The organism is Alistipes indistinctus YIT 12060 (assembly GCF_025144995.1).
GTDB lineage: Bacteria > Bacteroidota > Bacteroidia > Bacteroidales > Rikenellaceae > Alistipes_A > Alistipes_A indistinctus.
The window spans coordinates 604,271-624,675 of the sequence record NZ_CP102250.1; the positions used below are offsets into that span (position 1 = coordinate 604,271).

Consider the following 20,405-nt stretch of genomic DNA (forward strand, 5'->3'; position numbering starts at 1 on the left):
AAAAAGCACAGCAGGGCGTATAAGCCGGGTTCTGTACCTCCGAAGAGGCCTCTGCCATTTATCTAGGCCGGCGGTCACCCGCACGGCTCGTCAGCAACCTACCCCCCGACATCGGACGAGCCATCCTACTGCGTCGGTATACATGGTCTTGCAACCCGTCAGGCGTACGGCCAAAGTGTGTCGCCACACCCGCGGTGGGCCCTTACCCCACCTTTTCACCCTTACCGGACCCGCAAGCGGGCCTTAGGCGGTTGTTCTCTGTTACACTACTATTCCCTTGCGGAAATCTTCCCGTTAGGAAGGACGGCGCTCTGTGTTGCCCGGACTTTCCTCCCCCTCCGGCTGAACCGAAGGCAGCGGCAGAGCCTCCCTGCTGTGCGGGGCAAAGGTAGTGAACAATCGCCACACGGCCATACGCGATTGCCATTTTATTGCTACTTTTGCGCGGGACCGCCCGCTACAGGGCGGTAACCGCGATTCGCATCCAATCCTTCCTGCCGTGAACAACGAACTGCTCATATCCGACTACAACTATCCGCTGCCAGAAGACCGCATCGCCAAATTTCCGCTCGAGCGACGCGAAATGTCCAAATTGCTCGTTTACGAGAAGGGCGGCATCTCCGAAAGCCGCTTCGCACGCATCGGCGAAGCGCTTCCCGCCGGAGCGATGCTCGTATTCAACAACACGAAAGTGATCCGTGCACGGCTGGTTTTCTACAAACCTACCGGCGCACGCATCGAAATTTTCTGCCTCGAGCCCCACGATCCGGCCGATTACGAGCGGGCTTTCGCCGTCAAAGGATCCTGCCGTTGGAGCTGCATTGTCGGGAACCTGAAAAAATGGAAAGACGACGAACTGCACATCGATTTCGAGGCGGAGGGCCGGGCGCAGCGCCTGACGGCACGGAAAGCCGGCCAGACCGACAAGGAACAAATCATCGAATTTTCGTGGAACGGCGACCAAAGTTTCGGCCAGTTGCTCGAAGCACTCGGACGCATCCCGATCCCGCCTTACCTCTGCCGCGAAAGCGAAGAGCTCGACAACAGCCGTTACCAGACCGTCTATTCGAAATTCGAGGGTTCGGTCGCAGCACCGACCGCAGGGCTCCACTTCACGCCGGAGATCATCGCGGAACTGCGAAATACCGGGCACCTGACGGATGAAGTGACGCTTCATGTTGGAGCCGGTACATTCCTGCCTGTCAAGACCGACGAAGTAACACGGCACAAGATGCACACCGAACATTTCGAGATCCGGCTCTCGACGATCCGCAACCTGATCGACCACTTGGGAGAGGTTATCGCCGTAGGCACCACCAGCGTCCGCACCCTCGAATCACTCTGCGCGCTCGGCTGGCGCATACTTTCGTCCGGATCGCCCGATGCGGAGCGGCCCGTCGGACAGTGGGAAATCTACGACGTTCCCGTCCAGCGGGAGACGAGGGAACTGCTGGAGGCCCTGTCCGTTTATTTGGAACAAGAGCGTCTGGCTAAGCTGAAAACGGCTACGCAGATCATGATTATGCCGGGGTACCGCTACCGGATCGTCCGCGGCATCATTACGAACTTTCACCAGCCGCAAAGCACGCTGCTGCTGCTGGTCTCGGCATTTATCGGCGAAGATTGGCGCAAAGTTTACGATTTCGCGCTGAATAACGACTTCCGGTTCCTGAGCTACGGAGACAGTTCGCTGCTGCTTCCCTGACTCAATACAGATCATGATGCGGCCGGTTACGCACTTTTCGATGATTATGCTCGGGGAGAGGTTTGGGCTGCCGAAGCGGCCTGCTGCCGGGCGGCCCGTTCCGCATCCAACTGTGCACGGGATTTACTTTGGTTAACGATATAAACGCCGAGGCAAACCATCACTGCGGCAATCCCCTTTGCAAACCCGAACCGGTCGAGCCCGGCCAGTACGGCCACCACCGACGCGATGAAAGGCTGCAGGTAGGTATACATGCCCACCACCGTCGGACGCAGGTACTTTTGCCCGACGGGAATCAACAGGTAAGAAAAGAAAGTGGCGCAGCAAACCACATAGAGCACGCCGCCCCAAAGAGCGGGGGACAAATGCGCATAATCGATCGCCGCCGCATCGCCGCCGCACAGCGGAATCGCGCAAATCGCAGCATACAGGAACATCCATTTCATCAACGTCACCGACGAATAACGGGCGATCAGGCGCTTGAAGACGGCCAGGTAAATGGCAAACGACAGCGCACCCATCAGGCAGATCATGTCGCCTGCAATACTGCCCGACCGTCCCGCCGTATCGACCGTTCCGTTACTCAGGATCAGCAACAGCGCACCCGAAGCGCCGACTGCGACGCCAATCGCCTTTTTCCACGTAATCGGCTCTTTGAGGTAGACGGCGGCGATCAGCATCGTCAGGATCGGCACGGTGGAAGCGGCAATCGATGCGTCGATCGGCGAGGTCATGGACAACCCTATCAGGAAAGAGGTCTGGTTAAGTTGGATGCTGAAGAGCGATGCGAAGAAAAGCAAAACGAGGTCCTTTCGGCTGACTTTCTCGCGGGGAGCGAAGAGCGATGCGATCCAGAAAAGCAAAGCGGCCCCGCCCATACGGAACAGATTGAGCGCATAGGGCGACACCATGCCGCTTGCAAGCACCCCTTTGGCGATCGGCACGTTGAAACCGAACATCGTATTCGCCAGCAACAATGCCAAATGCCCTTTCATGCTATGATCGCCCGCAGAGACCGCAGTCGTTGTATTTCGTTCAGGATGTCCCATCGTGTCGCCTCTTTTAAATGGCAAAAGTAGGGATTCCTTTTGACTTTGACGCGGAATCAGCTACTTTTACCGCAAAATTGCAACGTTGACCGTACACGATACACATACACCGGGACGCAAGGCACCCGCCTATAAACCGGCAGACTGGCTGCCCACTTCGCTCAAGGAGGTGCGGGCACGGGGATGGGATGAACTCGACGTAATCCTCTTCTCGGGAGACGCCTACATCGACCACCCGTCGTTCGGCGCAGCGGTGATCGGACGCCTGCTCGAAGCCGAAGGTCTGCGAGTAGCCATCGTGCCGCAGCCCAATTGGAAGGACGACCTGCGCGACTTCCGCAAACTGGGACGGCCGCGCCTCTTCTTCGGCGTCTCGGGCGGAGCGATGGACTCGATGGTGAACCATTATACGGCCAACAAGCGGTTGCGCAGCGACGACGCCTACACGGCCGGGGGTAAAGCGGGTTTCAGGCCCGACTATGTCGTGACAGTCTATACCCGCATCCTCAAGCAGCTCTATCCCGATACGCCGGTCATCATCGGCGGCATCGAAGCATCGTTGCGGCGCACCACACACTACGACTACTGGAGCGATTCGCTCAAGCCTTCGGTATTGGTCGAGAGCGGTGCCGACCTGCTGATTTACGGCATGGGCGACAAGACGATGCCCGAAATCGCACGGGCGATGCGCGGCGGCTATAACCTGAACCTGCTGCGTAAACTGCCGCAAGTGGCCTTCCTGGCCGCACGCAAACAAATCGAAACACTGCCCGAAAACCGGATTATGCTCCACAGTTTCGAGCGGTGCCTGAAAGATAAAAAAGCCTTCGGCGAAAATTTCGTCCGGATCGAAACCGAATCGAACCGCATGCAGGCCGCCACATTGGTAGAACCGGTGGGAGACCGGTTCGTGGTGGTCAATCCCCCCTATCCTTCTATCTCGGAAACAGATTTAGACCGCAGTTTCGCATTGCCCTACACGCGCCTGCCGCACCCGCGCTACAACGGCAAAGGGGATATCCCGGCCTACGAAATGATCAAATTCTCGGTCAACCTGCACCGGGGATGCTTCGGGGGATGCAGCTTCTGCACGATTTCGGCCCACCAGGGCAAGTTCGTTTCGAGCCGCAGCGAAGAGTCGATCCTCAGAGAGGTTTGCCAAATCGCTGCAATGCCCGGTTTCAAAGGCTACCTTTCCGACCTGGGCGGCCCGTCGGCCAACATGTACCGCATGAAAGGCAAAAACCAGGCGCTCTGCGCCAAATGCAGCCGTCCCTCATGCATCCATCCGTCGGTATGCCGGAACCTCGACAACAGTCACCGTCCGCTGATCGATCTATACCGCAAGGTTTCGGCTGTCAAAGGAATTAAAAAAGCCTTTATCGGCAGCGGCATCCGCTACGACCTGTTCGAACAGGACGGCGGCGCTTACCTGCGCGAAGTGATCCGAAACCATGTGTCGGGACGGCTCAAAGTCGCCCCCGAACACACCGAGGAACATGTCCTGAAACTGATGCGCAAACCGCCGTTCGACCGATTCCGTGAGCTCAACGCGCAATTCAACCGCATCTGCTCGGAAGAGGGGCTTAACTATCAACTGATCCCATATTTCATTTCGAGCCATCCGGGCTGCACCGAGATGGATATGCGCCACCTGGCCGACGAGACGCGACGGCTCCACTTCCGGCTCGAACAGGTGCAGGACCTGACCCCGACGCCGATGACCCTCTCTTCGGTCATGTTCTACACCGGAGAGAACCCGTACACGGGAGAAAAGGTCTACGTGGCCCGCAGCCAAGAGGAAAAACGGCGGCAGAAAAGCTACTTCTTCGGCTGGAAAAAACGGTAGAAATTTTATACCTTTACCCACCGAACGAGGAAGATTATGGCCAAACAATATACCCACAAGGAAAACAACGCCCGTGCGGCGGCAGCGCTCACATCCGACCCGATGGCCGTCGTGCCGCCGCAGGCGGTCGAGCTCGAAGAGGCGGTGCTCGGCGCACTGATGCTCGAAAAGGACGCGGTGATCGAAGTGCAGGGACTCATCACTCCCGAGGCCTTCTACAACGAAGCACACCAGATTATCTACAAGGCCATCGTCGACCTGTCGATGGAACTCAAACCGATCGACCTCTACACCGTCACCGAAAAGCTCAAGCAGATCAAGAAGCTGACGGCAGTAGGCGGCCCCTCTTACCTCGCACAGCTGACCCAGAAGGTCGGTTCGGCCGCGCACGTCGAATTCCACGCGAAGATCATCGCCCAGAAATACGTCCAGCGCGAACTGATCCGCGCGACGACCGAAATCCAGAAAAAATCGTTCGACGAGGCGACCGACGTGACCGACCTGATCGATTTCGCCGAGGGTGAAATCTTCAAAGTAGCGGAAGGGCACGTCAAACGGGACGTGCAGAAATCACGCGACATCCTGACCAAGACGCTGCAGATGATCGAAGAGGCTTCCAAGCGGGAAGGCGGATTCAGCGGCGTACCGTCAGGATTCACGCATCTCGACCGGCTGACGCTGGGATGGCAGCCGTCGGACCTGATCATCATCGCGGCCCGCCCGTCGATGGGTAAAACGGCTTTCGTACTTTCGCTCGCACGAAACGTCGCGGTGGACTTCGAGAAAGGGGTGGCATTCTTCTCACTCGAGATGAGCGCCCAACAGCTGATGATGCGTTTGGTCGTAGCCGAATCGGAACTCGACTCGCGCAGCGTCCGCAACGGCGACCTCACCCCGGAGCAGTGGAAACACATGGAGACGGCGATCAAGCCGCTCTCGACCGCCCCGCTCTTTATCGACGACACACCCGCTCTATCGATTTTCGAATTTCGTTCAAAAGTACGACGGCTCAAGACTCAATATGATATCCAGCTGATTATCATCGACTACCTGCAGCTGATGACGGCCTCCACAGACAACCGCAACAGCAACCGTGAACAGGAGGTGGCCATGATTTCCCGGTCGCTCAAGGCGATCGCCAAGGAGCTCAACGTACCGATCATCGCACTCTCGCAGTTGAACCGTTCGGTCGAATCCCGTGGCGGCAGCAAGCGCCCGCAGCTCTCCGACCTGCGGGAATCGGGCGCCATCGAGCAGGATGCCGACCTGGTGGCCTTCATCCACCGTCCGGAGTATTACGGCCTCACGGTCGACGAAGACGGCACACCGACGCAGGGCATGGCCGAGATTATCGTCGCAAAACACCGTAACGGAGCGGTCGATACGGTCAAGCTGCGTTTTCGCAAGGAACAGGCGCGCTTCATGGATTTCGACAGCGATACGGACAGTTACAGCGCGATCGACAGCAGCATGAACACCGAATTCAGCTCTACGCTGGGCGCAGGACAGGGCCTGAACGATCCGGGAGGATACGGTAATTTCGGCGTGCCGTCAGGATCTTTCGGAGGCACGTTCGGCAACTCGCCCTCATCGCTGGGAGGAACCTTCGGCAGCAACACGCCGCCCGACGACGAAGGATCACCGTTTTGACATTCCACTGAACAGATATAACCGTTAACACACGAAGGCTGACACGGCTTCCCTGCACGAGAGAGAGAAGAAGTATGCAGAGAGAATCAAAAGAGAGAACAGAAAACATCCGCATACAGCCGCATTGCGACGCTCCCCGGTTGACCGATACGGTAATTCACACGAATCGACGAATTGGTGACCGGATTGTTTTATCAACCGACTGTCGACACAAACGAAAACCCGTTTCGGGATAACAGCCGGAACACAATATTACTAACCCAACTTTCCCCGGGAACATTTATGTTCGTCAAAAGTTATTGCAGTTCGATATCCGGCATCGAAGCCGTGACGGTCGCCGTAGAGGTCAACATCACGGCGGGGATAGGTATGTACCTGGTAGGCCTGCCCGATAACGCCGTACGCGAAAGCCAGGAGCGCATCCGCGCCGCATTCGAAAACTGCGAATATAAAATGAGCGGCAAGAAAGTAGTCGTCAACCTCTCCCCCGCCGATTTGAGGAAGGAGGGATCGGCCTACGACCTGCCCATTGCGGTGGCGATGCTTGCCGCCTCGGGACAGATCGATGCAGCCCCGCTATCGCGTTATATCCTGCTCGGCGAACTGTCGCTCGACGGATCGATCCTGCCCGTTAAAGGGGCATTGCCGATCGCAATGCAAGCACTCAAAGAGGGATTCGCCGGCATCATCTTACCCGAAGAAAACGCCCGTGAAGCCGCAGTGGTGAAAGGATTGGACGTATACGGTATCGGCAACCTGCGCGAAGTAGTCAATTTCTTGCAGGGATTTACCAATTTAACTCCTGCCAGGATCAATCTGGACGAAACGTTTACCGAAGCCCAACGATCGTTCGACGGCGATTTTTGCGACGTAAAAGGTCAGGCCCAGGTCAAACGGGCACTCGAAGTGGCTGCCGCAGGCGGGCACAACGTGCTGATGATCGGCCCCCCGGGCTCGGGCAAAACGATGCTCGCCCGACGCATGCCGTCGATCATGCCGCCGCTAACCCTGCAGGAAGCGCTCGAAACGACACGAATACATTCGGTAGCCGGGAAAATGGGCTATCGGCAGGGATTACTCACCGTGCGGCCGTTCCGCACGCCGCACCACCTCACCTCGCAGGTTGCACTGGTGGGCGGCGGCGCGAATCCCCAACCCGGTGAAATTTCGCTTGCGCACAACGGCATCCTGTTCCTCGACGAACTGCCCGAATTCAGCCGCAATGCGCTAGAATCGCTGCGCCAACCGATGGAAGAGAAACAAATCGTCGTCTCCCGCGCAAAGTATACGGCCCGGTACCCGGCCAACTTCATGCTGATCGCGTCGATGAACCCGTGCCCGTGCGGTTACTACAACCATCCGACCCGGGAGTGCGTCTGCTCGCCGGGAAGTGTCGGGAAGTACCTGAACCATATTTCGGGTCCGATGCTCGACCGGATCGACCTGCATATCGAAGTGACTCCGGTTCCGTTTGCGGACCTGACGCATAATCGCCCGGAAGAGGATAGCGCAACCATTCGCAAACGCGTCGTGGCGGCCCGGAAAATCCAGCAGGCACGTTTCGACGGGATGCCGGTCCACTCCAACGCCATGATGGGCAGCAGTCAACTGCGGGAATTCTGCCCGCTCAACACCGAATCGGCTCGTCTGCTCGAAACGGCGATGGAGCGGCTGAACCTCTCGGCCCGAGCGTACGACAGGATTATCAAAGTGGCGCGCACGATCGCCGACCTCGACCGAAGCGAAGCCATCCGTTCCAACCACATCGCCGAAGCCATTCGCTACCGCAGCCTCGACCGGGCATCGTGGGGCGCCTAGCACCTCAACGCCATGCAACTCCCGGACAAAATCGCCCTCTCTCCGTTCGTGCGAATTATCGTACCGCTCGCCGTTGGCATTATCCTTTCTTCCCGGGTAACGGCCCCGTTGTGGCTCGTCATTACCATCACCGCCGGGGTTTACGGTGCGGCATGGCTGCTGCGGGAAACCGATGCGGGCTGGTGGTATGTAACGGCCGCGGTTTTCGTCACCGGAGTGCTGATCATGCAACTGGACGACACGCAGCAAGAGGTGCCGCGTGGAGAACGGCTGCTTATGGTCGTCCAAATAGACGATACGCCGTATACCCACGGGCGGTGGCAACGCACTACGGCGCATATCGGCTACTTCCGATCCTTTCCGCGCCGGCCCGAAGGGCCTGCTTCATCGGCCTACGACCCTTCCATGTCCCTTACCCCCGGACATGCCGCTCCTCCCATGGAATATGCCCGTTCCCGAACAATACGGGATACCACCCGCGGCAATTACCCGAAGGCGGGCGAATCTCCGGCAAACCCTGGAAAGTGGGTCTCCGTATCGGAAAAGATACAACTCTACATAGACACCTGCTACCGGATCGGGGCAGGCGAACAAATTACCTTCCGGGGATACCTCAACCCGATCGACACGACGGGCAGCAGTTACGGCAGACTGATGCGCAGCCGGGGCATGAGCGCCAAAAGCTTCCTCACCCCCGGTGCACTGATTGCCCGGACAACCTCCGAATACCGTTCAGCCGGATATCGGGCCGCCCAGGTCCAGCACGGAGCCGTGGAACGGATCATGCGGCTAGACCTAAGCGAAGCCGACCGCAACCTCGTCGCCACACTGGTGGCCGGGGAACGCCGGGGGATCGACCCGAAACTGCGCAACGACTATGCGGTGACCGGTGTTGCACATATCCTTTCGGTATCGGGCCTGCACATGGGTTTCGTACTGGTGATCGCCAACCTGCTGCTCGGATGGATCGTGCTGTTTCGCCGCGGACACCTGATCAAAAACGTACTGGTCATCCTCGCCATGTGGAGCTACGCGGTAGTAGCGGGACTCTCCGCCCCGGTCGTCCGCGCTGCGCTGATGATGTCGTTCGCCCAACTGGCCCTGGGCACTTCGCAGCGCGGCAACGGTTACAACCTCGTGCTCGGCGCCGCCACGCTGATGCTCGCCATACATCCGGGTTACCTCTACGACGTCAGTTTCCAGCTCTCATTCGTCGCCGTACTGTCGATCCTGTTCTTCTACCCGCGGCTTTACCGCTATCGCAAACGCCTGGGTAAAATCCCGAACGGCATCCTGAGCTGCGTCATGCTCGGCGCAGCCGCGCAAATCGGCACACTGCCGCTGGTGGCATACAGTTTCGGCAACATTCCGCTGATCGCACTGCTGATCAATCCGATCGTGATACTCACCTCGTTCGTCATCATCAGTACGGGGCTGCTCTGGTTGCTCCTGCCGCTCGGAATACTAAACCCGGTATGCAGTTTCGTTATTAAAACCGCACTGTGGATACAGAACGGGCTGATCGAATGGGCGGCCGGCATACCCGTAGCGGCCATAAAAGACGTCCGCATGGACGGGATGAGCGTACTGATGCTCTATGCCGCATTGGGCCTGTTGGCCGTGTGGATTAAAATCAGGGAAGATGCACGAACCGAAAAATTGGCCGTTACTAAAAAATCACGGATATTTGCACGATGATCACCAGCAACGACATAGCCACCCTGCTCGACCCGCAGCTACGCGACTACATCGCCGGGCACCTGAGCGACGATCCCGGACGGGTGGCCCTCTCGCTGCGTGAACACGGGGCCCTCATAGCCACCCAGATTAAGTATCTACAACGCGCGCGCGTCAAACTCCCCTCGTACTACGCTGCACTGTGCATCCTGCCGCCGCTCTCCTTCGAGCAAAGCAGCAGCGAAGAAACGGCTTCCGTCAAACGATATTCGGGAGACACCTGCCTGGATCTGACCTGCGGGTTGGGTGTCGATGCCTTTTACCTGAGCAAACGGTTCCGACAGGTCATCGCAGTCGAGCGCAACGCCGAACTGAGTGAAATCGCACGGATCAACTTCCGCCTGCTCGGAGTACAGAATATCCGGGTCGTGAATAGTCCGGCCGAGGCTTTTCTCGAACAACTCCGGGGACAAACGCAAACCACCCCGGACAGGAATTCCGGCACGATCGACCTGATCTACATCGATCCGGCACGGCGTGACGATCAAGGTAAAAAAGTATGGTTGCTGGAAGACTGCTCTCCGGATGCGAAGGCCCTGATGCCGCAGTTGCTCGCGCTTGCCCCGAAGGTAGTCGTCAAAGCCTCTCCGCTGTTCGATGTGGACGAAGCTTTCAGGTTGTTCGGAGATACGGTTTCGGTCGAGATCGTATCGGTTCGCGGCGAGTGCAAAGAAGTACTGATCGAAGTTTCACGGCAAGCGCCGCAACAACAAGAACAGCCAGAAAAACAACAACCGTGGCAGGAGGCCGGGCAAGCACCTCAACGGGCATCGCAGCCGGCCGCAGCAATGGAAAACCGAAAAGACGGCCAAATCCGGCTAACCATCGTCGGCAGGCCTTCGCTCTGCTTCGACCGCACCTCGGGCACATGGACCTACCCGGAAACATCCGGTGCAGGATCAGGAATATCAACGATCGAACAAGCTTCAAAACACGGTCAGGGACAAAAAACGGAATTACAGCAACCGGATACGAATGCGCCGGTCCGAACAGCCGAAGAGCGTACCTGCCCGGCAGCCGATACTCCGGCTGCGGAACTGGCCGCTGCGCCCGGTTACCTGCTGATTCCGGACGTCACGCTGTATAAGGCCAGACTCGTACAAGCGTACGCCTCCCGGTGCGGCTGCACGGCCCCGTCCCCGGGCGGTTACTGTTTTGGCGACCGGATACCGGCCAATTTCTTCGGCCGCGCCTATCCGATACGCGAAATGCTTCCCTACCAGCCGAAAATACTGAAACGACATTTTAAACAAGCGGGAATCACCCGCTGCAACCTGCTGAAAAAAGAGTTCCCGCACAACGCCGACGCCATTGCCCAAGCGTTGGGTATCCGGCAAGGCGGTACCCGCTACGCGGCCTTCACCCGTATCGGCGAACACTTGTACGCACTCTTGCTAGGCGATGAAATACGCTTACCCGCCGAAACCACACCGCATGTCTAAAAAACCGACCATATTCCAATCTCTGATCCCGATCCTGACCCTGATCGGCCTGATCGGCCTCAATGTTACGCTACTGGGCGACGATACGCTCTCAGGGGCAAACCAGATGTCGCTGCTGATCGCCTCGGGCGTAGCCGCCTGCATCGCGTTCTACAACCGCAAACATTGGAACGATATCCTCAAAGGGATACTCCACACGCTGACCGGAGCGATACCTGCGATCCTGATCCTGCTGATGATCGGGGTGCTGGCCGGGACCTGGATGCTCAGCGGTATTATTCCGGCGATGATCCATTACGGACTGTACATCCTGCGCCCCGACTATTTTCTGCCGGCGGCGGTCGTGATTTCGGCCGTCATCTCGGTAGCGACCGGCAGTTCGTGGTCCACGGTGGCCACGGTAGGCGTCGCACTGCTGGGTATCGGGCAAACACTCGGTTTCAACGATGCGATGATTGCCGGGGCCATCATCTCGGGCGCCTACTTCGGAGATAAGATTTCACCGCTGAGCGACACGACGAACCTGGCCGCAGCGACCGCCGAAGTAAGCCTCTTCACGCACATCCGCTACATGATGTTCACCACGGGTCCCACGATGCTCATCACATTGGTCATTTTTGTGATCCTCTCGCTGTGCAGCGACATCGCCCCCACGGGAGCATCGGTCGAATCGGTTCAGCAAACCATCACCACACACTACAACATTTCGCCGCTGCTGTTCATCGTGCCGGTCATCGTAATCGTAATGATCGTCCGGAAAATGCCGCCCGTACCGGTGCTCTTCATCGGCGGAATCCTGGGCGGGATCCTCGCGCTGATTTGCCAACCGTCGGTCATCGCCCAACTGAGCGGCGACGCGGAACTCACGGCCGGCGGAGCCTACCGGGTCATCACCAAAGCAATGTACGGTACCATCTCGATGAACACGGGCGATCCGGCGGTCGATGCCCTGTTCACTTCGAAAGGGATGGCCGGGATGCTGAACACCGTCTGGTTGATCGTCACCGCGATGATTTTCGGCGGAGTGATGGAAGCAGGCCATTTTCTCGAACGCCTGACCTCAGCCCTGATCCGGCGCGTACACTCGACCGGGGGGCTGGTAACGACCACTGCCGCAACCTGCGTCCTGTTCAACACGACCGCATCGGACCAATACATTGCGATCGTCATCCCCGGCAAGATGTTTGCGAAAGCCTACCGGCGAAACGGACTGGCGCCCGAAGTGCTGAGCCGTACGCTCGAAGACGCCGGAACGGCCACCTCGGTGCTGATCCCGTGGAATACCTGCGGCGCGACCCAGTCGAGCGTACTGGGCGTTGCGACGCTTACCTACCTCCCCTATGCGTTCTTCTGTTACCTCAGTCCGCTGATGTCGATCCTGTTCGCCTGGTGCAACATCAAAATCCGGCGTCTCGTACAAACCGATCCCGGCACGGAAGCGGAAAACCGGAACAATTAGCTATCTTTGTTCAGTCGGCCATTTCGGCCCGTCAGCCTCGGCATCATGATAAAAAAGATCATCCAATACATCTCCTACGACATCTGGTTCAAAAAGGAGCACGAGTACCGCTCGTCCAAAGTGCGGTGGGCGGTGCGCCAGTTCAAAGTGTTCCTCTTTACCGCACAGGGATTCGCCGAGCACAGTATCCTGGTGAAATCGGCCGCACTCACGTTCTACACGCTGATGTCGCTCGTGCCGATCGCCGCATTGGTGTTCGGTATCGCCAAAGGCTTCTCCCTGGAGACGAAACTCAACAGTTACCTATACGCCGAATTCCCGCAGTACGGCGCAGTAATCGATCAGGTGATCGAGTTCGCAAACGCCATGCTGCAACGCACCAGGGGGGGGCTGATCGCATCGGTCGGTCTGGTCGTCCTGTTCTGGTCGGTGGTCAAGGTGTTCAACAACGTCGAGAAGGCTTTCAACGACATCTGGGAGGTCCGCAAACCGCGCAGTATCGCCCGCAAGGTGAGCGACTACATCGCCGTTGTGGTAATCGTACCGATCCTTTGGATACTCTCTAGCAGCATCCGGCTCCAGGCCCAGGACCAGCTGCTGCATTTCACCCCCGGCCCCGCCGTGGATTTCCTTTTCGGAATCTTGTCGCTTGTAACCCTCTGGATCATGTTCGCTTTCCTGTACAAAGTGATTCCGAATACGAAAGTCCGCCCGCGCAGCGCACTGACGGCAGGGATCATCGCCGGAACAATTTTCCAGATTTTCCAGATCGTTTATGTCTACATCCAGTCTTCACTGACCAGTTACAATGCGATCTACGGCAGCTTCGCGGCTTTTCCGCTCTTCCTGATCTGGCTGCAAATCAGTTGGCAAATCGTACTTTTCGGTGGCGAATTATCGTTCGCTTACCAGAATATCAAGAAATTCGAATACGAGAAGCGGGCCAGCGAAATGAGTTACGAATACCGCAAACGGGCACTGCTGTTGGTCATGCAACAGATCGTCCGGCATTTCCTGCACAACGAAGGCGGCATTTCGTCCGAAGCGGTCGCCCAACAGCTCAACATGCCTGTACGCATCGTACGCGACGTAATTTTCGACCTCGAACGGGCCGGATTGATCGCGCCGATCCTTAGTCCGGATGAAAAGACGAACTTCTACATCCCGGCCCGCGACGTGCATACGCTCAGTGTTTTCGATGTCATCCACCAGGTAGCGACGACCGTGCAATCGAAAGCGAAAAACATTCCGGAAAGTTACCGTGAAGCGCTTTGGAAAGACCCGCTCGACATCGGCATGAGCTCCGAATACCGCGAGATCAACACGATCCTCGACAACATGGACCGAATCACGAAAAACTCCCCTTACAACATTCTGTTGATGGATATCGCCCCGGCCCCTAATGCCGCGAATATGCCCGGCGAAGATCGGAAGGAGGCGCAGGCATGAAGCGTATCTGCCTGATCGGAAGCGGGAATGTAGCCGAAGCGTTTGCCGTCGCTTTAGGCGGACTGCATCCCGCCGGAAGATTCCGCCTCGGACAGATTTACGCCCGGAACCGGGCCCGCGGAGCGAAACTTGCCCGGATGGCGGGATGCGACCATACGGACGATCCGGCACAGCTTGTCCCGGCAGATATCTACCTGATTTCGGTCAGCGACACACAAATCGGGGCAATAGCGGAAAACCTCGATTTCGGCAACGCCATTGTCGCGCACACAGCCGGGAGCGTCTCGCTGAACGTCTTGCCCGACCGCTTGTCCCACCGGGGGGTGTTCTACCCGCTGCAAACGTTTACGGCAGGGAGGCGGATAGATTTCCGGCAGGTTCCGCTGCTGATCGAAGGGGAACATCCGGACACGGCCGCGGCACTGCGCTTACTTGCCTCGGAACTATCCGATTCGGTATACGAAGTTTCGGAACAGCAGCGCGCGCAACTCCACCTGGCCGCGGTTTTCGCATGCAACTTTACCAACCACATGTATGCGATCGCACAAGAGTTGCTCGCCGAAAAGGGCCTGCCACCGCAGTTGATCGGCCCGTTGATCTCTGAAACCGCAGCCAAAGCGCTGGGCTGTCCGTCGGCTGCAGCGGTACAGACCGGACCGGCCCGACGGGGCGACCGACAAACCCAGCAAAAACACCTCGGATTGCTCGAAGGGCATCCGCAGTTACAGGAATTGTATCAAAAAATCAGCACAGAGATATGGGAAACTTCAAAGAAGATATAGCGCGCGTACGCGTTATCGTACTGGACGTGGACGGCGTGATGACCGACGGCGGCATCATCGTGACCCCAGAAGGGGAATTCATCCGGAAATTCCATGCAAAGGACGGCTATGCACTTTCTTACGCGATGAAGCGGGGTTACCACGTGGCGATCATCACCGGAGGCCGGGGACGCAGCCTGACCGTCCGCTTCGAAATGCTGGGGGTGGAGCATGTCTACACGAACTGCTTCCATAAGATCGATGCATTGCACGAACTGATGCAGAAACTGGACGTGCAGGCCGAAGAGATTCTCTACATGGGCGACGACATCCCCGACATCGAACCGATGCTGCACGTCGGGATGCCGGTGTGCCCGGCCGACGCCGCCACCGAAGTGGTCGAAGTCTCTCGCTACGTTTCGCAATTCAAAGGCGGCGAAGGGTGCGTGCGCGACGTGGTGGAACAAGTGATGCGTGCGCGCGGCGATTGGTACAAACCCGGAGACAAGGCCGTAGCGGTGACTGTCGCATCGAGGTAATCCGTTTCCGGACACCTGGGCTTCTTCCAGTAAAAGAAGCCGGATCCATTCATTTCCCGCGCCGGATGACGTCGGCCCAGTCAAAAAAGGCAATCGGCGACCCGGATGGAAAAGAAGCGCCCTGCGGCCGGCAACCGCAATGCCCGAATCAGTAGTCCGACAGCGGATGATGGTGTTCGATACTCCCGCGCAGACTCTCGCGGTCGAGATGCGTATAAATTTCGGTCGTCAGGATCGATTCATGGCCCAGCATCTCCTGCACCTGGCGGATGCTGGCCCCCCCGGCGAGCAGATGCGTGGCGAAGGAGTGGCGGAACGTGTGCGGGCTGATTTTCTTCGTAATCCCGGCTGCCTTCGCACACTCCCGAATGATGTGGAAAACCATCACACGGGTCAGGCCCTTCCCTTTGTTGTTCAGAAAAAGCGTATCGGCATGGTGTTCATCCACCGGCAGCGAAGCCCGCTGATCGAGATAATATTCGATCAACCGGACCGCCGTGGAACTGACCGGCACCAACCGCTGCTTGTCGCCTTTGCCGATTACACGGATAAATCCGTCCTTGAAAAAGAGGTCGCTGATGCGCAACGTCACCAGTTCGCTGACGCGCAGGCCGCAGCTGTAAAGCGTTTCGAGCATCGCCTTATTGCGGTGCCCGAAACGGTTGCTCAGATCGACCGAGCCGATGATCGCATTGACTTCATCGAATGAAAGCACGTCGGGCAGTTTGCGTCCGATCTTCGGCGCATCGATAAACTCGGTGGGCAGCGCCTCGATCCGGTCATTCAGCATCAAATAGTTGAAAAAACTTTTGATCCCGCTCAATACGCGGGCCTGCGTCGCTTTTTCGACGCCGGTATCGTACAAATGCGACAGGAACATCTCGATTTGGCCTGCTGTCACCAACTCGGGCTCGGCGATCGAAAACTCCCGTTCCATGTAGTCGGCAATCTGCGAGAGGTCGTGCAGGTAGGCACGCACCGTATTGTCGGAGAGTTTTTTCTCCAACTTGAGGTAATAGCGATAATCTTTCAGCTCTTTATCCCAACCCATACGTCAAAATTAGTAAATTTGCAGCAATCCAAACCCTTTCGGACGATGAATTATATTGATTTGAACATCCGCACAAACGACTCCGAACAGTCGGAAATCTTCATCGCACAACTGAGCGACTGGCCGTTCGACAGTTTCGACGACCAGGAGGGCGTATTGCATGCCTATATCCGCGAAACCGATTTCGCCGCCTGCCGAGAAGAAGTAGAGAACCTGCTGCAGGAGAGCGGCGCGAGTTTCGGCACCGAACTGATCGCCGACCGGAACTGGAACGAGGTGTGGGAGTCGAATTTCGAGCCGATCGAGGTCGAGGGACGCTGTTCGATCCGCGCACCGTTCCACGTACCGCGTCCCGACCTGCCGTTCGACATCGTCATCATGCCCAAAATGGCGTTCGGTACCGGCCATCACGCCACGACACAACTGATGGTCGAAGAGATCCTCGACATGCCGCTGGACGAACTCTGCGGGTTGGATATGGGCAGCGGAACCGCGGTACTGTCGATCCTCGCGGTAAAAAAAGGCGCTGCACGGATGGACGCGATCGACATCGACCAGTGGGCCTATGCGAACAGCCGTGAAAACATCGCAGCGAACGGGCTCGAAGACCGCATCACGCCTCGGCAGGGCGATGCATCGCTGCTTGCCGGACGCCGTTACGACTTCGTCCTGGCCAATATCAACCGCAACATCCTGCTCGCGGATATGGATGCCTACACCGCTACACTGCCCGCAGGCGGACGGCTCGTGATGAGCGGCATTCTGGAGGCGGACATCCCGTGTATCGTCGAAAAAGCCGGGACACTGGGTCTCGATTTCGGCGGGAAACGGCTGCTCAAAGGCTGGGCTGCGGTTCGTTTCACAAAAAATTAACGTCCCAATAACAGGTTCATCGAACGACATTTAATTCCCACACGATTATTATCCGCTGAAATTTTCCATCGAAAAATTTGCATTTTGCACATCCGTTGCTTTAATTTGCGACAAACGAACCCCAAGCCGGTCCATCGCGACCGCACGTAACAAAACAGACCGAATCCATGAACCGCATCGCACTGAACAGCAATTTCTGGTGGTGGCGCTCGCAACTAACAAGTCGTGAGTGTCGGATGCGTGTATGTATGTGGATGGATTAGCAGATAATCATCAGAACTATACCGAAAGGCTGTCGAACTCACGACAGCCTTTCTTTTTTTACCCCGTTTACTTTGCCCCATAAAACCTGAAAAAGCACCTCACCCTTCCAATCCGGAAAACAAACAAAACCGATAATGACCATGGAATACAATGTTGACGAAAACGGCTACTACGGCACTTTCGGCGGTGCGTACATCCCCGAAATCCTCTATGCAAACGTCGAAACGCTCCGCAACAATTATCTGAACATCATCTCGGAAGAGGGTTTCCAAAAGGAACTCGACACTCTGATGCGCGATTACGTGGGACGCCCCTCCCCGTTATACTATGCAAGGAGGCTTTCGGAAAAATACGGTGCGAAAATCTACCTCAAGCGCGAGGACCTGAACCATACCGGCGCGCATAAGATCAACAACACACTGGGACAAATCCTGCTCGCACGGCGGATGGGCAAAACGCGGATCATCGCCGAGACGGGCGCCGGCCAGCACGGCGTGGCGACCGCAACGGTCTGCGCACTGATGAACATGCAGTGCATCGTCTACATGGGCGAGACCGACATCCGGCGGCAACACCTCAACGTACAGAAAATGCAGATGCTCGGTGCGGAGGTGCGGTCGGTCACCAGCGGCAACAAAACGCTCAAGGACGCGACGAACGAGGCTATCCGCGACTGGTGCTGCAACCCGTCTGACACCTACTACATCATCGGCTCGACGGTCGGCCCGCATCCCTACCCCGATATGGTGGCCCGGCTGCAATCGATTATCAGCCGTGAAATCAAACGACAACTGTTTTCGCAACAGGGACGCGACTACCCGGACTACCTCGTCGCCTGCGTCGGGGGAGGCAGCAATGCCGCCGGGACGTTTTACGAATACCTCAGGGACGACCGCGTGAAACTGGTCGCCGCCGAAGCCGCCGGGCTGGGCATCGACACGGACCAGTCGGCCGCAACGATCCACCTGGGCCGTAAAGGCATTATCCACGGCAGCCGCACGCTGGTGATGCAAACCGAAGACGGGCAGATTACCGAACCCTACTCGATCTCAGCGGGGCTGGACTATCCGGGAATCGGACCGCTGCACGCACACCTAGCCGCCACGCACCGCGCCGAAGTGCTGGCCGTCACAGATAGGCAGGCCGTAGATGCCGCATTCGAACTGACCCGACTCGAAGGAATCATCCCGGCGCTCGAATCGGCACACGCGCTGGCGGCACTCGGATGCAAAAAGTTCCGGCCCGAAGAGGTGGTCGTGGTGACCGTTTCGGGCCGGGGCGACAAGGATATGGAAACCTACGTCAAACTCTTCAACCGGTAAAGAAGATGAAACCTGATAAAACCTCTCCGGATCAAGCCGTCCGCATCCAGGCCGAAAGCCGCACTTTCCTCGCCGACCTGCAAACCCCGGTCGGTATCTACCTCAAAGTCCGCGACCTGTTTCCGGAATCGGCGCTGCTCGAAAGTTCGGACTACCACACTTCGGAAAACAGCTATTCGTTCATCGGCGTCGAGCCGATCGCCCGGTTCGCGCTCCAGCGCGACACAATCACGGAACAATATCCGGACGGCCGCGTACAACAGTTTGCGGTCGACCCGGCACACCCGCTGAGCGAGCGGATGAACCGCTTCCTCGCCCGCTTCGACGTACAGGGAGACAAGGGACGCATCAACGGACTGTTCGGTTACACGGCTTATGACTGTGTATCCCATTTCGAGAGTGTAGGGATTACCAAACCGTCGATCGACGAAGTACCGCAAATGGTCTACATCCTCTACCGCTATGTCATTGCGGTGAACCACTTGCGGGGCGAAATGACCGTTACCGAGAACCGGCCCGAAGGATCGGCGAGCGGAATGGATCGCCTGATGAGCGTACTGCAAAGCAAGAATTTTCCTTCGTACGACTTCCATACCGTAGGCGGCGTCTCATCACCGATCACCGATGAACAGTACAAGGAGATGGTCCGCAAAGGAATCGGACACTGCCTGCGGGGCGACGTGTTCCAGATCGTGCTCTCCAGAAGGTTCATGCAGGAGTACCGCGGTGACGATTTCAAGGTATACCGGGCACTGCGTTCGATCAATCCGTCGCCCTATCTCTTTTATTTCGATTTCGGATCGTACCGTATTTTCGGTTCCTCCCCCGAAACACACTTGAAAATCGAAGGCGACACCGCGACGATCGATCCGATCGCTGGCACTTTCCGCCGTACGGGCGACGACGCGAAAGACCGCGAACTGGCGCTCAGGCTGCTCGACGATCCGAAGGAAAACGCCGAACACGTCATGCTGGTCGACCTGGCTCGCAACGACCTGAACCGCAATACGACCGGCGTGTATGTCAAGTCGTACAAGGAGATCCAGTTCTACTCGCACGTCATTCACATGGTTTCGCGTGTCTGCGGTCGGGTGGCGTCCGAAACGAACCGCATCCGCCTCTTTGCCGACACATTCCCGGCAGGCACCCTTTCGGGAGCGCCGAAAGTACGGGCCATGCAACTGATCGACCAGATCGAAAGCCATGCGCGGGGTATCTACGGCGGCTGCATCGGCTATATCGGTTTCGACGGCAACCTGAACCAGGCCATCACGATCCGCACTTTCCTCAGCCGGGACAACGTACTGCACTTTCAGGCAGGAGCGGGCATCGTCGCAAAATCCGATCCCGAAAGCGAACTGCTCGAAGGCAAAGGTAAACTCGGCGCACTGCGCAAAGCGATCGAACTGGCAAACGAACTGAAGAATTAACCGCACC

Annotated in this window: 15 protein-coding genes and 1 other RNA gene; 13 read left to right on the forward strand and 3 right to left on the reverse strand. The window is 57.5% G+C overall.

The annotated features are described in order from the left end of the window. Window positions 1-4 precede the first annotated feature (4 nt). An RNA gene (gene rnpB, locus NQ495_RS02840) (RNase P RNA component class A) lies at window positions 5-376 on the reverse strand. Between the two features lie 123 nt (window positions 377-499). Here rnpB and NQ495_RS02845 point away from each other — a divergent pair. Beyond that, a complete protein-coding gene (locus tag NQ495_RS02845) occupies window positions 500-1,705 on the forward strand; it encodes an S-adenosylmethionine:tRNA ribosyltransferase-isomerase (RefSeq protein ID WP_040294560.1) in 1,206 nt (401 codons plus the stop codon). Window positions 1,706-1,749: 44 nt separating this feature from the next. Here NQ495_RS02845 and NQ495_RS02850 read toward each other — a convergent pair whose 3' ends face one another. Next, the gene (locus NQ495_RS02850) at window positions 1,750-2,700 is read right to left on the reverse strand and encodes a DMT family transporter (RefSeq protein WP_040294559.1); all 951 of its coding nucleotides are present in this window, start codon (window positions 2,698-2,700) and stop codon (window positions 1,750-1,752) included. A 139-nt stretch (window positions 2,701-2,839) separates the two neighbouring features. On the opposite strand from NQ495_RS02850, the gene NQ495_RS02855 reads away from it, so the two are divergent. The 9 genes from NQ495_RS02855 (at window position 2,840) to NQ495_RS02895 (ending at window position 15,458) form a co-directional block, all read left to right on the forward strand. Further along, entirely contained in the window at window positions 2,840-4,603 is a 1,764-nt protein-coding gene (locus NQ495_RS02855) for a YgiQ family radical SAM protein (RefSeq protein WP_009134475.1), read from the forward strand. A 36-nt stretch (window positions 4,604-4,639) separates the two neighbouring features. Further along, window positions 4,640-6,253, forward strand: a complete 1,614-nt coding sequence (gene dnaB / locus NQ495_RS02860; protein ID WP_009134474.1) for a replicative DNA helicase — start codon at window positions 4,640-4,642, stop codon at window positions 6,251-6,253. A 282-nt stretch (window positions 6,254-6,535) separates the two neighbouring features. Continuing rightward, window positions 6,536-8,071 (forward strand): YifB family Mg chelatase-like AAA ATPase, encoded by a 1,536-nt coding sequence (locus NQ495_RS02865; protein ID WP_009134473.1) that lies wholly within the window; start codon window positions 6,536-6,538, stop codon window positions 8,069-8,071. A gap of 12 nt (window positions 8,072-8,083) precedes the next feature. Beyond that, window positions 8,084-9,769: a ComEC/Rec2 family competence protein gene (locus tag NQ495_RS02870; protein ID WP_009134472.1), complete on the forward strand. Its 1,686-nt coding sequence runs from the start codon at window positions 8,084-8,086 to the stop codon at window positions 9,767-9,769. Then, on the forward strand, window positions 9,766-11,250 hold the full coding sequence (locus NQ495_RS02875; RefSeq protein ID WP_009134471.1) for a THUMP-like domain-containing protein: 1,485 nt from the start codon (window positions 9,766-9,768) through the stop codon (window positions 11,248-11,250). Before NQ495_RS02870 ends, NQ495_RS02875 begins: the two co-directional genes overlap by 4 nt. Beyond that, entirely contained in the window at window positions 11,243-12,709 is a 1,467-nt protein-coding gene (nhaC, locus tag NQ495_RS02880) for a Na+/H+ antiporter NhaC (protein WP_009134470.1), read from the forward strand. Before NQ495_RS02875 ends, nhaC begins: the two co-directional genes overlap by 8 nt. A 45-nt stretch (window positions 12,710-12,754) precedes the next feature. Continuing rightward, the gene (locus NQ495_RS02885; RefSeq protein ID WP_009134469.1) at window positions 12,755-14,158 is read left to right on the forward strand and encodes a YihY/virulence factor BrkB family protein; all 1,404 of its coding nucleotides are present in this window, start codon (window positions 12,755-12,757) and stop codon (window positions 14,156-14,158) included. Further along, complete coding sequence (locus NQ495_RS02890; protein WP_009134468.1) at window positions 14,155-14,940, forward strand: Rossmann-like and DUF2520 domain-containing protein; 786 nt, start codon at window positions 14,155-14,157, stop codon at window positions 14,938-14,940. Before NQ495_RS02885 ends, NQ495_RS02890 begins: the two co-directional genes overlap by 4 nt. Continuing rightward, window positions 14,916-15,458: a KdsC family phosphatase gene (locus NQ495_RS02895; RefSeq protein ID WP_009134467.1), complete on the forward strand. Its 543-nt coding sequence runs from the start codon at window positions 14,916-14,918 to the stop codon at window positions 15,456-15,458. The genes NQ495_RS02890 and NQ495_RS02895 overlap by 25 nt, the downstream gene beginning before the upstream one ends. Before the next feature lie 148 nt (window positions 15,459-15,606). Here NQ495_RS02895 and xerD read toward each other — a convergent pair whose 3' ends face one another. Further along, window positions 15,607-16,509, reverse strand: a complete 903-nt coding sequence (xerD, locus tag NQ495_RS02900) for a site-specific tyrosine recombinase XerD (protein ID WP_009134466.1) — start codon at window positions 16,507-16,509, stop codon at window positions 15,607-15,609. A gap of 45 nt (window positions 16,510-16,554) precedes the next feature. Between xerD and prmA the strand changes: the two genes are divergently transcribed. The 3 genes from prmA to NQ495_RS02915 all read left to right on the forward strand — a co-directional run bounded on the left by prmA (window position 16,555) and on the right by NQ495_RS02915 (window position 20,398). Further along, window positions 16,555-17,382 carry a 50S ribosomal protein L11 methyltransferase gene (gene prmA / locus NQ495_RS02905; protein ID WP_009134465.1) on the forward strand — a complete coding sequence of 276 codons (828 nt, stop codon included), beginning with the start codon at window positions 16,555-16,557 and terminating at the stop codon, window positions 17,380-17,382. A 398-nt stretch (window positions 17,383-17,780) separates the two neighbouring features. Then, complete coding sequence (gene trpB / locus NQ495_RS02910; protein ID WP_009134464.1) at window positions 17,781-18,968, forward strand: tryptophan synthase subunit beta; 1,188 nt, start codon at window positions 17,781-17,783, stop codon at window positions 18,966-18,968. Window positions 18,969-18,973: 5 nt separating this feature from the next. Further along, window positions 18,974-20,398: an anthranilate synthase component I family protein gene (locus NQ495_RS02915; RefSeq protein WP_009134463.1), complete on the forward strand. Its 1,425-nt coding sequence runs from the start codon at window positions 18,974-18,976 to the stop codon at window positions 20,396-20,398. The last annotated feature ends 7 nt before the right edge of the window (window positions 20,399-20,405 follow it).